Raw genomic sequence first — 13,895 nt, 5'->3', positions numbered from 1 at the left:
TGTGAGGCGTTGAGCTAACCCGTACTAATTGCCCGTGAGGCTTGACCATATAACTGAGGCTGCTGATTGCGCAGACGTGACGGACATTCGGTCGACAGATGTCACAAGACAGTCGACAGGAAATACCGCTTTGAACACAAAAACAGAAAACACTTAAGAATCTGCCCCCCTATTTGAATACGAAGCTGAGATCCTTCGCCGTTGGCTCAGGGTGACATGAGCGCTTCGCATTCAAACCTGTTTTCCTGGCGACCATAGAGCATTGGAACCACCTGATCCCATCCCGAACTCAGACGTGAAACGATGTATCGCCGATGGTAGTGTGGGGCTTCCCCATGTGAGAGTAGGTCATCGCCAGGATTTAATTTAAGACGCCTCAACCAGAAATGGTTGGGGCGTTTTGCTTTGTGCCGAAAACGAAAATGACCTACTCTCACATGAGGAAGCCCGCTCTTTATGTGTGGGGGTTCACTCGGGCCATCCATGGCCCTCGCCCTTCGGGCAGCCTGCGGCTGTGCAAAAAGGCCTCCTGCCTTTTTGTCCCCATGTGATGCACTTCGTAGGGAGAATGAAAAAGGAATCCAAAAAAACTGTCATTGCGAGGAGCGGAGCGACGCGGCAATCTCGATCAGAGTGGCAGAGGACTGCCTCGCCCCCCCGTAGGGCGGATTAGCGTAGCGTAATCCGCCAATTGAGTGGGCAATGTATCCATGACTTGACGGCCTAAAGGCCGACCTACAGAATCTACGCCTCTTGTATTAACTCTGGTGTGCTATGAAAAAATTTCTGTCAGTTATTGTATTGATGTTGGCGGCGCCTATGGTTTGTTTTGCTGAGGCTAATGTTGAGGAGCCGCGTGTTGCCAGGGCCGCCGAGGTTATGAAGCCGGTGGTTCACAGGTGGGCGGCTGATATTGAAAGATTTCGCACTCAATGGGTGAAAACTGACAATTATTCCGCTGCGAAAAAATCCGTCAATCAAGTGGGCTCCTGGTTTTGGCAGCAGGCAAAGGAAGAAATACACACAACGAGTGATTACGACGATCGCCCTCTCTATTGGGCGCGTTTGCAGTTGTCCGCCATTATTAGAACAGAAATTCCGGGATTTGATATCACGGATAGTCAAAGAGAAGCTTTGCTGGAGCTGTTGGAAGAAACTACTCGCGGGCGTCACGATCTGGAGTACCTTACCGATGCACCACTGAAAATCCTGCTCACCGGGTTTGATCCCTTTCTGCTGGATCGCAATATTGAGCAGGGCAATCCTTCGGGTATTGCGGCTCTGTTGCTGGACGGCCAGGTGATTGAATACCAGGGTCGTCGGGCTGAGATCAACACGGTGATTTTCCCGGTGCGCTTTGCGGATTTTGATCAGGGGGAAGTGGAAGCTTTATTGGCACCTTACTACTCTCTGAACTCGGTGGATATGGTGGTGACTGTCAGCCAGGGGCGTACGGATTTTGATCTTGAGCGTTTTCCCGGCCGTCGCCGCAGCTCCACTGCTCCGGACAATTTAAATCTGTACTCGGGCGGCAGTGCTGAACATCCGGTTATTTCCAGTGTGGGGCGTTACGGTCTGACCGGGCCGGAGTTTGTCGAGTTCAGCCTGCCGGTGGTGCACATGCAGCAGGCGACGGGTAAATACAAGATCAATGATAATCGCGGTGTCACCACTCTGGAAAAAGGCGATATCCAGGCGCAATCTTTACAGGAGCTGTCGGCGGCTACCGCAGTCCAGGGTGGAGGAGGCGGCTACCTGTCCAACGAAATTTCCTATCGCAGTATCCGTTTGCGCAATTTGTTGGGTTCGGAAATCCCCACCGGCCATATTCATACCCCGGTGCTGCGCGAGGCCACACCGGCAGAAGCAAAGCCTATTTTTGAACAGATTTATCAGATGTTGCAAAGGGCGCTGCTGGCACTCTGATGATAGATGTCGCGCTTTATCTGCTATTAGGTGTCTTTGCGGGCTTTTTAGGCGGGCTGTTTGGTCTTGGCGGCGGCGTGGTTATTGTGCCGCTATTGATTATCTCTTTTAGCGCTCAGGGTTTTGATCCGCAGATTCTCACTCATCTTGCTATTGGTACGTCACTGGCAACCATTGTGATTACATCCATCAGCGCCACCTGGATTCACCATCGCAACAATGCTGTTCTATGGAATGTGTTTGTTCAGTTGGCCCCTGGCATTGCCATCGGTGCGGCACTGGGCGGTGTCATAGCTGCGCTGCTGTCCGGTGCGGTTTTGCAATTGGCTTTTGGCGTGTTGATGGTTGCTGTGGCTATACAATCCGGACTTGCCCTGAAGCCCAAAGCCCACCGTGACCTTCCCGGTGGGCTGGCCAATGGCGCGGCAGGTGGCGCCATCGGTGTGCTGTCAGCACTGTTTGGTATTGGTGGTGGTTCGTTAACGACACCTTATTTACTGTGGTGCAATCAGTCCATTCACCGCGCTATTGCCACCAGCGCAGCTTGTGGGCTGCCTATCGGTCTGTTTTCGGCGGTGAGCTTTATGGCGGCTGGTTGGGGTAAAGAACTGCCCCAGGGGGCGTTGGGGTATATTTACCTTCCTGCTTTTGTCGGTATTGCCTTGGCGGCCACGGTCAGTGCCCGCTGGGGTGCCGGTTTAGCCCATCGCCTGCCAGCGGTTTTGTTAAGGCGTTTGTTTGCGCTGGTGATTTTGGTGTTTGGGATGCGCTTTATCTGGCTCAATGCCATCACTTTATGGGGACCGCATGGCTGATTCAACGGATGGCTTGATTGCAGCACTGGCCAATGGTCAATTCCATTCCGGTGAAGAGCTGGGTGCACTGCTGGGTATTAGTCGCACTGCCGTATGGAAGCAGGTACAAAAGTTGGCTGAACTGGGATTGGAGGTAGAGACTGTCAAAGGTCGGGGCTATTGCATCCCCAGTGGTATTGAGTTGCTTTCCGAAAAGCGCATTCGCTCCTTTCTGTCACATCTCGCAGAACCCCTGTTGTCCAGGCTGGATATTCTCACTACAACGGATTCCACCAATAACGTTGCTCGAAGAATGGCAGAGGCGCGTGATGCCAGCGGTTATGTTGTGCTCGCAGAGCAGCAAACCGCAGGCCGTGGTCGCCGTGGTCGCCAGTGGGTAAGCCCGTTTGCCCGTAATCTTTACTTGTCGGCCGCTTGGGGTTTTGAAGGTGGCGCTTCGGCCCTGGAAGGGCTTAGCCTGGCTGTGGGAGTGGCTGTGAAGCGGGCATTTGCCAGCCTTGGCGTGAGTGAAGTGCAGTTGAAGTGGCCCAACGATATTCTGTTTAACGGCCACAAGGTGGCGGGTATTCTGCTGGAAATGATTGGTGATCCAGCGGGTTTCTGTCAGGTTGTGGTGGGTATTGGCATCAATATCGATATGCCCGCAAGCAAGGCGGCGGATATCGATCAGAACTGGACAGACCTGAAGCAGATTAGCGGGCAGGATGTTTCCCGCAATCAGGTTGTCGCTGTGCTATTGAATGAGCTGTTGCCACTGCTGGCCAGTTACCACCAACAAGGTTTTGCCCGCTATCGGGAAGAATGGCAGAGCAGCAATGCCTTTCGCGGCCAACCAGTAGAGTTGGTCATGGCAAAACGCTCGATTATTGGTATAGCCAATGGCGTTTCTGAATCCGGCGCCATCGGCTTGTTGGTGGAGGGGGAGCAGCGCTATTTCAATGGTGGTGAAATCTCTTTGAGGAGCGCTCAGTGACAGCAATACTGGATATTGATATTGGCAATACCCGGGTGAAATGGCGCTGTGGCGAGCAGCGAGGCGTATTGGCCCATAGTCAGAACTGGAGCGCGGGCCTTGCCGAACTGAAAGTTGTTCCAGGCCGTGTGCGGGTGGCCAATGTTGCCGGTTCGAAAGTTGAAGGCGGCCTGACTCGCTGGGTTGCTGATCACTGGGGGTTGCCCCTGGAGTTGGCGGCAACCAGTCATTCGGCGGCCGGAGTACGCTGTGGCTACCCTGATCCGGCTCAGCTGGGTATTGATCGTTGGCTGGCGGTGCTGGCTGCTTCCCGGCGGGTGGCCGGCAGTGCCGTTGTTGTCAGTGCGGGCAGCGCTGTGACCGTGGACTTGCTAAAAGGCGGTGACACTCATTTGGGAGGCTATATCGTCCCCGGCCTGGAAATGCAGCGCAAGGCCCTGTTTGCCGGCACCAGCCAGGTAAAAGTTGGCGATCAGTGGCGAGGTGCCCAGTGCGCCCCGGGTACCAGTACGGCGGATGCGGTACTCAATGGCTGTCTGACTATGGTGCTTGAACTGCTCTGTTGTGGCCGTCGAGAATTGTCGGGAAATGCGCCGGTTTTACTGTGCGGTGGTGATGCGGAATACCTGTTGCCTCACTTGGTGGGTGATGTTGAGTGGGTGCCAGAGTTGGTGCTGGATGGTTTGTCTGTTCTGATGCCCTGAATATGCTTGCGGCGGGTATCTATACGAGGAAGGGTTAATGCGCTGGTTTCTGGCGGTGTTAGTGTTGGCAAATGCAGTTGTATTTTATTGGTTTATGTCAAAGCCTGTAGAGCCCGCTTTGCCAGTGGTGCAGGTTGATACCAATGTGTCCCAGCTGATGTTGCTGTCGGAGCGCACTAGTGACGAGCCACTCTCTGGTGATTGTATTGTGGTGGGGCCAATTGTCGAGCTGGAATTGGTTGAATCCCTTTCGGCGGGTCTGACCGCTCGCCATATTGCTCATCAGCGCTGGTCTCAGACTCCACAAGCCGGTGCAGGTGACCAAACGTATTGGTTGCAATTTGCTGTTTCGTCGCAGTCTCGGTTGGAGCGGCGCTTTTGGTTCGACGTTCTCTCTCGAAGCCCCAATACGGAAATTTCCCAAAAAAGCTGTGCAGCGGTTGCGTCCGCGAGCGACTTCCCCTAGAATCCCGCCTCCGTTTAATTGCAAGCCCCTTTAAAGGGTTGTTTGCAAACGGCAAAAGCTGGTGTAGCTCAGTTGGCAGAGCAGCTGACTTGTAATCAGCAGGTCGTAGGTTCGACTCCTATCACCAGCTCCATTTTTTGTAGTGCTTTGAAATACTTAGGTGTTGACAGAGCAGGGTTGGATAAAGACAATGTCCGGCCTTTTTTGCTGGGGTTCCCGAGTGGCCAAAGGGATCAGACTGGCTTTTTATGCGCCGCAGGCGCTCTGACGCGAAAGCTTCGGTGGTTCGACAAATTTGCAGGAGCAAATTTGAGCGGCGCATTAGCGCCGACCCGAAGGGCGGAGGGCAGGAAGCCCGGAGTAATCCACCCCTGGAGGGGGCTGGTAAACAGTTTTAGCTGGGGTTCCCGAGTGGCCAAAGGGATCAGACTGTAAATCTGACGCGAAAGCTTCGGTGGTTCGAATCCACCCCCCAGCACCATTTACAGAGGACAGATGTCAGACGACAGAGAACAGGATGTTCAGGGTGGCCAGGTACGACAGTGGATTTGAACCTGGTTCGACAAATTTGCAGGAGCAAATTTGAGAGGCGCTTTAGCGCCGACCCGAAGGGCGGAGGGCAGGAAGCCCGGAGTAATCCACCCCCCAGCACCATACAGTCGACAGGTGTCAGTCGACAGAGGACAGGAAAGCGTCTGTCGACTGTCTTCTGATGTCTGTCTCCTGAACGCGGGTATAGTTCAGTGGTAGAACGTCAGCCTTCCAAGCTGAATATGCGGGTTCGATTCCCGCTACCCGCTCCAGCTATTTTCTGTGTAGAGAGTGGCTGGAAGTAGTTGGCACAAGTTAGCGCTCTTGTAGCTCAGTTGGTAGAGCACACCCTTGGTAAGGGTGAGGTCGGCAGTTCAAATCTGCTCAAGAGCTCCAGATTTTCCCGCGGAACAGCTGGTTTCGCCGGGATTTTTTGGCATTTGAAAATCTGCCTGCGGTTGCAAGTTTGTTCCAAGTGGCTGATTTTCAAAGGATAGGCCCGGCCGAATAAGGGGTGGGTGGTAGATCTACAGGCCAGTAGTTCAATTGGTAGAGCACCGGTCTCCAAAACCGGCTGTTGTGGGTTCGAGTCCCTCCTGGCCTGCCATTTACACAGTGTAGAAGCAAACAGTTTGCAGAGTGGGAAGTTGATGAGCGCGGTAAGCGAAGATAAACAATATCCGCTGGATGGTTTGAAGTGGCTGCTGGTGGTCGTACTGTTGGTGGCTGCCATTGGTGGCAATTACTACTTTGCCAACGAAGCCGACACCGACCCGGGCCTGCTTTACCGCGTGCTGGGCGTGTTGGTGCTGTTTGCCATGGCTGCGTTTGTGGCGGCAAAAACCGCCAAGGGTGCCGGTTTTGTTGCCCTGTTTCGCGGTGCTCGCACGGAATTGCGCAAAGTGGTTTGGCCCACGGCGCAGGAACGTAACCAAACGACTCTGATGGTGCTTGCAGTGGTGATTGTTATGGCGCTGCTGCTGTGGGGTCTGGATGCACTGTTTGGCGCATTGGCCAAGTTGGTGATCGGCTAACGTATTTGAATGGGAACGTGAATATGGCCAAGCGTTGGTATGTGGTACACGCCTATTCGGGCTACGAAAAGAAAGTTGCGGGCTCCCTGAAAGAGCGCATCGAACTGCATGGCATGCAGGAGCAGTTTGGCGAAGTGCTGGTGCCCACCGAAGAAGTGGTGGAGATGCGCGGCGGCCAAAAGCGCAAGAGCGAGCGCAAGTTTTTCCCCGGCTACGTTCTGGTGCAAATGGAATTGAGTGACGACAGCTGGCACCTGGTGAAAGAAACTCCCCGGGTAATGGGTTTTATCGGTGGTAAGGCAGACAAGCCCGCGCCAATTACCGAGCGTGAGGCGGAAGCCATTTTGCAGCGCATGCACGATTCGGAAGAAAAGCCGAAGCCCAAGACCATGTTCGAGCCGGGCGAGGTTGTGCGGGTTGTCGATGGCCCTTTCAACGATTTCAATGGCGTTGTAGAGGAAGTCAATTACGAGAAAAGCCGTCTGCACGTGGCGGTATCCATCTTCGGGCGTACCACGCCGGTTGAGTTGGAGTTTACCCAGGTTGAAAAAACCTAGGTAAAAACCTGGCGGATTACGCTGCGCTAATCCGCCCTGCGGGAATAGAGTTTTTAATTGCCTTGCCGAATGGGTCGGCGGGGCGGGGAGCCTGAGACGGCGGTTTTTTAAAGCTGCTTGAGGCGCTAACCACCCATCTGGAGTGAAACCATGGCTAAAAAAGTCGACGCTTATATCAAGCTGCAAGTAAAGGCCGGCCAGGCCAACCCGAGTCCCCCTGTTGGCCCTGCACTGGGTCAGCACGGCGTTAACATCATGGAATTCTGTAAGGCGTTCAACGCCCAGACCCAGGGCATCGAGCCCGGTCTGCCGGTTCCTGTTGTAATCACTGTATACAGCGATCGCAGCTTTACCTTCATCATGAAGTCGCCGCCCGCCGCAGTTCTGCTGCGCAAGGCCGCTGGCATCAAGAAGGGCAGCGGTCGCCCCAACAGCGACAAAGTGGGCAAAGTAACCCGCGCGCAGTTGGAAGAAATCGTAAAAACCAAAGAAGCGGATCTGACGGCAGCCGATATGGATGCGGCGGTTCGCACCATTGCTGGCTCTGCCCGCAGTGCCGGTATCGAAGTGGAGGGTGTGTAAATGGCCAAGTTGTCCAAGCGCCAGCGCGCTATCCGTGAAAAAGTAGAGGCGGGCAAGCAGTACTCAATAGCTGATGCCGTTTCCCTGCTAAAAGAACTGTCTACCGTCAAGTTTGCCGAAACCGTTGATGTGGCGGTAAATCTGGGCATTGACCCCCGCAAATCCGACCAGGCTGTGCGCGGCGCAACCACCCTGCCTAACGGCACCGGTAAAGACGTTCGTGTTGCCGTGTTCACCCAGGGCGAAGCAGCGGAAGCTGCCAAAGCTGCCGGTGCCGACATTGTTGGTATGGAAGATCTGGCTGAGCAGGTTAAAGGTGGCAATCTGGATTTTGATGTAGTGATTGCCGACCCCGCTGCCATGCGTGTTGTTGGTGCTCTGGGTCAGATTCTTGGTCCCCGCGGACTGATGCCGAACCCGAAAACCGGCACCGTGACTCCCGATGTGGCCACGGCGGTTAAAAACGCCAAAGCCGGTCAGGTTCGCTACCGCGCTGACAAAGCCGGCATCGTTCACGGCGGTATTGGCCGTGTGAGCTTTGAAGAAGGCGCCCTGAAAGAAAACCTGGAAGCACTGATCGCCGACCTGAAAAAGGCCAAGCCCGCTTCCGCCAAGGGTGTTTATCTGAAGAAAGTAACCCTGTCCACCACCATGGGCCCGGGCGTTACTGTCGATCAATCGTCTCTGGAAATCTAAGCCTTTTAGCAGGTATTAGTCAGAGCGTAAAAGAACTTTGGGGTTCGCTGTCGCTGTATCGCAGCGAGCCGTCAAAGACCGTAGGTGAGGCGCAGGTCAGCAGTAACTTCTTTATGAGAAGTTTGATCGGTAACTCTTAATCCCCTACGCAGACGTGTGACCCAAACCAGCTTTCTTGCAACGTAAGTTGCAGTATTAGAGGCCGGATTTGATCACCGAAAATGGATAGAGATTTTCTCTGTCTTAACCTTCAAATCCAGGAGAGAAACAAGTGGCTATTGGACTCGAAGACAAAAAAGCGATCGTCGCTGATGTTAACGAGACTGCAGCTAACGCGCTGTCACTGGTAATTGCCGATGCACGTGGTGTGACTGTCGGCGCTATGGACGCCTTGCGCAAGCAAGCTCGCGAGAATGGTATCCACCTGCGTGTGGTACGTAACACTCTGGCGAAGCGCGCTATCGAAGGCACCGAGTTTGAATGTGTATCTGAATCACTGAAAGGCCCCAGCCTGTTCGGATTTTCCATGGAAGATCCGGGCGCTGCCGCTCGACTCTTTAAAGACTTCGCCAAAGAAGAAAAAGAGTTCGAGGTTAAGGCCCTGTCAGTAGGCGGCAAATTGCTGGACGCGGGGCAACTCGACGTTCTGGCGAAAATGCCGACTCTGGACCAGGCCCTCGGCATGCTGGCCAACGTTATGTTGGCGCCGGTTACCAAAGTGGTTCGCACCTTCAACGAAGTGCCCAGCAAGGTTACTCGTGTTGTTGCAGCTGTTCGCGACCAAAAAGAAGCGGCCTGATTCATCATTTGAATTGGCAGCTTTTTGTTTTTAAATTTTTAAGTACTTTTTATAGGAGATTGAGTAATGGCTCTTTCTAAAGACGACATCCTGAATGCTATCGCCGAAATGTCCGTAATGGACGTTGTTGAGCTGGTAGAAGCCATGGAAGAAAAATTCGGCGTTTCCGCCCAAGCCGCTGTTGCAGTTGCCGCTGCTCCTGCCGCTGGTGAAGGTGGTGAAGCCGCTGCTGAGCAGACTGAGTTCGACGTGGTTCTGTCTTCCGCTGGCGACAAGAAAGTAAACGTGATCAAAGCCGTTCGCGCCATCACCGGTCTGGGCCTGAAAGAAGCCAAGGCTATGGTTGACGGTGCACCTTCTGCGGTTAAAGAAGGCGTTTCCAAAGACGACGCCGAAGAAGCCAAGAAGCAGCTGGAAGAAGCTGGCGCCGTTGTTGAGCTGAAATAAGCTCAGTGCGTATTGTCTGACTGGTTTCAGACGCAAGGCTGGTGGGTATTTGCCCACCGGCCTTTTCCCGCTTTTGGAATTGCACTTTTTACAGTGTGTTTTAAGCGCCCAAAAGCGGCGATATTCAAGACGTTATGGCAGTGATGCGGTAACGAATGGGCCCGATACCAATGTTGGGCTCCACACAAGCACAGTAGTACGTACGGGGAATGCAGATGCCTTACTCATATACTGAGAAAAAACGTATTCGCAAGGATTTCGGCAAGCTGCCGCAGGTAATGGAATTACCCTACCTGCTGGCCATTCAGCTGGACTCCTTTCGCAACTTCACGCAACTGGGCCTGACCGTCGAAGAACGGCAAAAAACCGGGTTGCACTCTGCCCTGAACTCCGTATTCCCAATCGCCAGCTACTCTGGCAATGCCGCCTTGGAATATGTTGACTACCAACTGGGCAAGCCCGTTTTCGACGTGGAAGAATGTAAGCTGCGCGGTGTGACCTATGCCGCCCCGCTGCGGGTTAAAGTGCGCCTGATGATCTACGACAAGGAGTCGTCCAACAAGACCGTCAAAGACATCAAAGAGCAGGAAGTCTACATGGGCGAAGTGCCCCTGATGACCGACACCGGCACCTTTGTAGTGAACGGCACCGAGCGCGTGATCGTGTCCCAGTTGCACCGCTCCCCCGGTGTGTTCTTCGACCACGACAAAGGCAAGACCCACTCATCCGGCAAGCTGCTGTACTCCGCGCGTATTATTCCCTACCGCGGTTCCTGGTTGGATTTTGAGTTCGACCCCAAAGACCTGGTGTACGTACGTATCGACCGCCGCCGCAAGTTGCCGGCTACCATTCTGCTGCGCGCTCTGGAATACAGCTCCGAAGAAATTCTCGACCTGTTCTTCGACACCACCAATTTCAGTGTGGACCTGAAGAAAGAAATCTTCAAAATGGAACTGGTGCCCTCTCGCCTGCGTGGTGAGATTGCTGCTTTTGATATTAAAGCGGGCAAAAAAGTATTGGTTGAACAGGGTCGCCGCATTACCGCCCGCCACATCCGCGAGCTGGAAAAAGCCGGTACCACCGAGCTGGAAGTGCCCACCGAGTACCTGCTGGGCCGCGCTCTGGCGAAAGACATTATCAACAAAGACACCGGCGAGGTGCTGCTGGAATGCAACACCGAAATCACCGCCGAAGTATTGACTCAGCTGGCTGAAGCCGAAGTGACAGCCATTGAGACTCTCTACACCAACGACCTGGATTGCGGTTCGTTTGTTTCCGATACCCTGCGTATCGACCCGTCCCGCACTCAACTGGAAGCGCTGGTGGAAATCTACCGCATGATGCGCCCGGGCGAACCGCCCACCAAAGAGTCTGCGGAAGGTCTGTTCCAGAATCTGTTCTTCAGCTCCGACCGCTACGATCTGTCCGCTGTTGGCCGCATGAAGTTCAACCGCCGCCTGGGTCGCGAAGACGAAACCGGCAGCGGCGTGCTGGACCGCGAAGACATTGTCGATGCCCTGAAAACCCTGATCGATATTCGCAACGGCAAGGGTACCGTGGACGACATCGACCACCTGGGTAACCGCCGTATCCGCTCTGTGGGCGAAATGGCGGAAAACCAGTTCCGCATCGGCCTGGTGCGTGTGGAACGCGCCGTCAAAGAGCGCCTGTCCATGGCGGAATCCGAAGGTCTGATGCCTCAGGACATGGTCAACGCCAAGCCAGTAGCTGCGGCCATGAAGGAATTCTTCGGCTCCAGCCAGCTGTCCCAGTTTATGGACCAGAACAATCCGCTGTCGGAAGTGACTCACAAGCGCCGTATCTCCGCACTGGGCCCAGGCGGTCTGACCCGCGAGCGCGCCGGCTTTGAAGTGCGCGACGTACACCCCACTCACTACGGCCGTGTATGTCCCATTGAAACGCCGGAAGGTCCAAACATCGGTTTGATCAACTCCCTGGCCACCTACGCCTGCACCAACAGCTACGGCTTCCTGGAAAGCCCCTACCGCAAAGTGGTGAACGGCAAGGTCACCAACGACATCGAATATCTGTCTGCCATCAACGAAGGCGAGACGGTGATTGCCCAGGCGTCTGCGGAAGTGGACAACAAAGGCAAGCTGGTGGAAGAACTGGTTTCCGTGCGTCACCAGGGTGAATTTACCGTTAAGCCGCCGGTGGACGTGCAGTATCAGGACGTATCTCCGCAACAGGTTGTGTCTGTAGCGGCCTCGCTGATTCCGTTCCTGGAGCACGATGACGCCAACCGCGCCCTGATGGGCTCCAACATGCAACGTCAGGCGGTGCCGACCCTGCGTGCTGACAAGCCCGTAGTGGGTACCGGCATGGAGCGTTTTGTGGCCCGTGACTCCGGCGTTTGTAAGGTTGCCAAACGCGGCGGTGTGATCGAAAGCGTCGACGCCGGTCGTATTGTGGTGCGCGTTAGCGATAAGGAAGTAGACGCCGGTGATGCCGGTGTGGATATTTACAACCTCACCAAGTACACCCGCTCCAACCAGAATACCTGCATCAATCAGCGCCCCATTGTGCGCACCGGTGACAAGGTAGAGCGCGGCGACATTCTCGCCGACGGCCCTTCTGTAGACTTGGGTGAGCTGGCCCTGGGCCAGAACATGCGCATCGCCTTTATGCCCTGGAACGGCTACAACTTTGAGGATTCCATTTTGGTTTCCGAGCGCGTGGTAAAAGAGGACCGCTTTACCACCATCCACATTCAGGAACTCACCTGTGTGGCTCGCGACACCAAGCTGGGCTCGGAAGAAATCACTGCGGATATTCCCAATGTGGGCGAATCGGCCCTGTCCCGTCTGGATGAATCCGGCATTGTGTACATCGGTGCCGAGGTAAACGCCGGCGACATTCTGGTGGGCAAGGTCACGCCGAAAGGCGAAACCCAGTTGACCCCGGAAGAAAAACTGCTGCGCGCCATCTTTGGCGAGAAAGCCTCCGACGTAAAAGATACCTCCTTGCGCGTGCCTTCCAGCACCAAGGGTACGGTAATCGACGTACAGGTATTTACCCGCGACGGTATCGAGCGTGATTCCCGCTCGCTGGCCATACAAAAGGCCGAGCTGGATCAGTTCCGCAAAGACCTGAACGACGAATACCGCATTATGGAAAACGCCACTTTCGAACGCCTGCGCACTGCGCTGGTGGGCAGCAAAGTGGTGAAAGCGCCGGGTCTGAAGAAAGGCGCCGAGCTCACCGACGAGGTAGCCGCCGATTACGACAAGGACGCCTGGTTTGGCGTGCGTATGGCCGACGATGAGCACAACGACATGATCGCCCGTGCTGAAGAAGGCCTGAAAGAGCGCCGCGCCATCCTCGACGACCGCTTTGAAGATAAAAAAGGCAAGCTGGAAACCGGCGACGACCTGGCCCCTGGCGTGCTGAAAATCGTCAAGGTGTACCTGGCCGTCAAGCGCCGCATCCAGCCCGGTGACAAAATGGCCGGTCGCCACGGTAACAAGGGTGTGATTTCGGTGATTATGCCGGAAGAAGACATGCCTCACGACGCCAATGGCGAGCCGGTAGACATCGTGCTCAACCCGCTGGGTGTACCGTCCCGTATGAACGTGGGTCAGGTACTGGAAACCCACATGGGCCTGGCTGCCAAAGGCTTGGGTCGCAAGATCGACAATATGATCCGCGAGCAGAAAAAGGCCGCTGAGCTGCGCGAGTTCCTGCAGGAAATATACTCCTCCGGCACCAGTGCGGAACCGGCAGACCTGAAGAAGCTCAACAACGGCGAAATCATGGAGCTGGCCAACAATCTGCGCGGCGGTGTGCCCATGGCTACCCAGGCGTTTGATGGTGCCAAAGAGAGCGAAGTGAAAGAGCTGCTGAAACTGGCAGACCTGCCGGAATCCGGCCAGATGACCTTGTTCGACGGTCGCACCGGCGATGCTTTCGAACGCCCGGTAACGGTTGGCTACATGTATATGCTGAAGCTGAACCACCTGGTAGACGACAAGATGCACGCCCGTTCCACCGGCTCCTACAGCCTGGTTACTCAGCAGCCGCTGGGCGGTAAGGCGCAGTTCGGTGGCCAGCGCTTCGGTGAGATGGAGGTTTGGGCGCTGGAAGCCTACGGCGCCGCCTACACCCTGCAAGAGATGCTGACGGTGAAATCGGACGATGTGAATGGCCGTACCAAGATGTACAAAAACATCGTCGACGGCGATCACCGCATGGAGCCGGGCATGCCGGAATCCTTTAACGTGCTGGTTAAAGAGATCCGCAGCCTGGGCATCAATATCGAGCTCGAAAGCGAATAAGCACCACGCTGAACTATCAAGTTCCCCCGCTACTTGACGTGGCGGGGGGCAAACAGACTACCCACTGGAG

At 55.0% G+C, this 13,895-nt stretch carries 12 protein-coding genes, 5 tRNA genes and 1 rRNA gene; all 18 read left to right on the top strand.

The window, feature by feature from the left end; all coding sequences use genetic code 11:
* Nucleotides 1-244: 244 nt before the first annotated feature.
* Nucleotides 245-360 (top strand): 5S ribosomal RNA (gene rrf, locus ACVBEJ_RS11400).
* Between the two features lie 576 nt (nt 361-936).
* Nucleotides 937-1,926 carry a hypothetical protein gene (locus tag ACVBEJ_RS11395; RefSeq protein WP_447129752.1) on the top strand — a complete coding sequence of 330 codons (990 nt, stop codon included), beginning with the start codon at nt 937-939 and terminating at the stop codon, nt 1,924-1,926.
* Complete coding sequence (locus ACVBEJ_RS11390) at nt 1,926-2,741, top strand: sulfite exporter TauE/SafE family protein (protein WP_447129751.1); 816 nt, start codon at nt 1,926-1,928, stop codon at nt 2,739-2,741. Before ACVBEJ_RS11395 ends, ACVBEJ_RS11390 begins: the two co-directional genes overlap by 1 nt.
* Nucleotides 2,734-3,714 (top strand): bifunctional biotin--[acetyl-CoA-carboxylase] ligase/biotin operon repressor BirA, encoded by a 981-nt coding sequence (gene birA, locus ACVBEJ_RS11385; protein WP_447129750.1) that lies wholly within the window; start codon nt 2,734-2,736, stop codon nt 3,712-3,714. The genes ACVBEJ_RS11390 and birA overlap by 8 nt, the downstream gene beginning before the upstream one ends.
* Nucleotides 3,711-4,418 carry a type III pantothenate kinase gene (locus ACVBEJ_RS11380; RefSeq protein WP_447129749.1) on the top strand — a complete coding sequence of 236 codons (708 nt, stop codon included), beginning with the start codon at nt 3,711-3,713 and terminating at the stop codon, nt 4,416-4,418. The genes birA and ACVBEJ_RS11380 overlap by 4 nt, the downstream gene beginning before the upstream one ends.
* 37 nt (nt 4,419-4,455) lie before the next feature.
* Nucleotides 4,456-4,884 carry a hypothetical protein gene (locus tag ACVBEJ_RS11375; protein WP_447129748.1) on the top strand — a complete coding sequence of 143 codons (429 nt, stop codon included), beginning with the start codon at nt 4,456-4,458 and terminating at the stop codon, nt 4,882-4,884.
* Between the two features lie 57 nt (nt 4,885-4,941).
* Nucleotides 4,942-5,017, top strand: a tRNA-Thr gene (locus tag ACVBEJ_RS11370).
* A 264-nt stretch (nt 5,018-5,281) separates the two neighbouring features.
* Nucleotides 5,282-5,365, top strand: a tRNA-Tyr gene (locus tag ACVBEJ_RS11365).
* Nucleotides 5,366-5,613: 248 nt separating this feature from the next.
* Nucleotides 5,614-5,687 (top strand) — tRNA-Gly (locus ACVBEJ_RS11360).
* 48 nt (nt 5,688-5,735) lie between these two features.
* Nucleotides 5,736-5,811, top strand: a tRNA-Thr gene (locus tag ACVBEJ_RS11355).
* 135 nt (nt 5,812-5,946) lie between these two features.
* Nucleotides 5,947-6,022: transfer RNA gene (locus tag ACVBEJ_RS11350), tRNA-Trp, on the top strand.
* Between the two features lie 43 nt (nt 6,023-6,065).
* Nucleotides 6,066-6,449, top strand: coding sequence for a preprotein translocase subunit SecE (secE, locus tag ACVBEJ_RS11345; RefSeq protein ID WP_447129747.1), 384 nt, complete (start codon nt 6,066-6,068; stop codon nt 6,447-6,449).
* Between the two features lie 23 nt (nt 6,450-6,472).
* Complete coding sequence (gene nusG / locus ACVBEJ_RS11340) at nt 6,473-7,006, top strand: transcription termination/antitermination protein NusG (RefSeq protein WP_447129746.1); 534 nt, start codon at nt 6,473-6,475, stop codon at nt 7,004-7,006.
* A 150-nt stretch (nt 7,007-7,156) separates the two neighbouring features.
* Complete coding sequence (gene rplK, locus ACVBEJ_RS11335) at nt 7,157-7,588, top strand: 50S ribosomal protein L11 (protein WP_447129745.1); 432 nt, start codon at nt 7,157-7,159, stop codon at nt 7,586-7,588.
* Nucleotides 7,589-8,284 carry a 50S ribosomal protein L1 gene (gene rplA, locus ACVBEJ_RS11330; protein ID WP_447129744.1) on the top strand — a complete coding sequence of 232 codons (696 nt, stop codon included), beginning with the start codon at nt 7,589-7,591 and terminating at the stop codon, nt 8,282-8,284. It abuts the gene before it with no gap.
* A 271-nt stretch (nt 8,285-8,555) separates the two neighbouring features.
* Entirely contained in the window at nt 8,556-9,083 is a 528-nt protein-coding gene (gene rplJ / locus ACVBEJ_RS11325) for a 50S ribosomal protein L10 (protein WP_447129743.1), read from the top strand.
* 66 nt (nt 9,084-9,149) lie between these two features.
* Nucleotides 9,150-9,530, top strand: coding sequence for a 50S ribosomal protein L7/L12 (gene rplL, locus ACVBEJ_RS11320; RefSeq protein WP_447129742.1), 381 nt, complete (start codon nt 9,150-9,152; stop codon nt 9,528-9,530).
* 215 nt (nt 9,531-9,745) lie between these two features.
* Nucleotides 9,746-13,825 (top strand): DNA-directed RNA polymerase subunit beta, encoded by a 4,080-nt coding sequence (gene rpoB, locus ACVBEJ_RS11315; RefSeq protein WP_447129741.1) that lies wholly within the window; start codon nt 9,746-9,748, stop codon nt 13,823-13,825.
* Nucleotides 13,826-13,895: the final 70 nt, after the last annotated feature.

The sequence above is a fragment of the Porticoccus sp. GXU_MW_L64 genome (assembly GCF_052983295.1).
The sequence above is the reverse complement of the archived record's forward strand: the minus strand, read 5'-3'. Positions and strand labels throughout refer to the sequence as shown.